This window comes from Haloferax sp. KTX1, assembly GCF_902410085.1.
Lineage (GTDB): Archaea > Halobacteriota > Halobacteria > Halobacteriales > Haloferacaceae > Haloferax > Haloferax massiliensis.
In genome coordinates, this window is record NZ_CABPRH010000141.1 from 1 (window position 1) to 467 (window position 467).

Below are 467 nucleotides of genomic sequence, written 5' to 3' on the forward strand. Positions count from 1 at the left end.
GTGCCATGGTTATCTATACCTGCCAATCAACGACGTGAGATTCAATCAGATAATCCAATAGAACACGACGCATTAAGCGATGAAATTCGAGATAACCGACTTGAAGCGCTCGGTTATTTATAGTCCCGAAGAGTTAGAAAATCAGATATGACGCACCAAGTAATAAAACTGAATCGCTCTTGCGAAGTAGATTGTTGATAGCGAGAGCTGCGGCTGAAAGTCGAAGAGGGCAAGGGCACCGCGCCAGCGGTGCCCGATATGTTCCCACTAAGCCGGTTCGTGTCGGAATCGGCTGCAGCGGACCTGCTGCAACAGGTTCGCTGGTGTGATGGTGTTGGATGCCCCCGCTGCCGTTCTGACCTGACGGTCAGAAACGGCAGCTATCGGGTGTATCAACGGTATTTGTGTAAGAATTGCGGTCGGACGTTTAACGACAAGACCGACACGATCTTCGCTCACTCGAAGCT

1 protein-coding gene is annotated in these 467 nt (G+C 50.5%); it reads left to right on the forward strand.

The window, feature by feature from the left end:
* Positions 1-258: 258 nt before the first annotated feature.
* Positions 259-467 (forward strand): transposase (locus FY251_RS21175; RefSeq protein ID WP_148416895.1); only part of this gene is annotated, 209 nt, incomplete at its 3' end.